The organism is Burkholderia sp. RF4-BP95, from assembly GCF_001521985.1.
In the GTDB taxonomy this organism is placed as follows: Bacteria; Pseudomonadota; Gammaproteobacteria; order Burkholderiales; family Burkholderiaceae; genus Burkholderia; species Burkholderia diffusa.
The window spans coordinates 1-646 of the sequence record NZ_LOSX01000006.1 but is presented as its reverse complement, the minus strand read 5'-3'; the positions used below and the strand labels follow the sequence as shown (position 1 = coordinate 646).

The following is a 646-nucleotide window of genomic DNA, read 5'->3' as shown; positions in this document are numbered from 1 at the left end:
GCGCCGGTCGCGCGCCCGCCGTTTCCTCGCTATCGACAGCGTGAGCGAGGCTCGCAACCGATCCGCGGCGCGCAAAGCGCGTGCTACAGGGGGATCGCGGTCGGCCGAGCGTCGTGATGCACCGGACGGGCGGCCGAGGGGGCCTGACGTGCATCGCCGGGGCCGCAGCGAGACGGTGACGGCGTGTCGGGCCCGTCGGATGGGCCGCTGAGCAGCCGATAGACGGTCTGGATGTCAGCGGCGAGCGGCGCCAGGTTGCCGATTCCGGCACCCAGCAGGTCGGTTGCCAGGCAAGCGATGACGACGGCCACCACGGCGCGTCGGGGGACACGCTGCTCGAGCTCGTGCAGATCGTCGGAGACGGCGTGACGGTTACCCGGGTCCGGTGTGGCCGGTGCGCGACGACAGACCCATCCGGCCACGAAGCCCGCGATGGCCAGGCCGGCTGCGGCCGTGAGGTGCCCGGCTTTCAAGTGCGTGAACGTCGACAGGGCGACCGTGCCGAGTGAGCCGCCCAGCATGCCGTACAGCACGGCCTGCGTGCGCAGGCGGGCGCGCATGGTGTAGCGGGAGTGGTGCATGAGTACCCGGATTTTTCTGGGTTGATTGGCCTGGGCAAGGAAGGGCAACGGCCTACCATTCCATC

At 70.4% G+C, this 646-nt stretch carries 1 protein-coding gene; it reads right to left on the bottom strand.

Annotation, left to right across the window (positions count from 1 at the left end; translation table 11 throughout):
- Window positions 1–83: 83 nt before the first annotated feature.
- On the bottom strand, window positions 84–646 hold a 563-nt coding region (locus tag WS46_RS00580; protein ID WP_218921317.1), incomplete at its 5' end, for a hypothetical protein.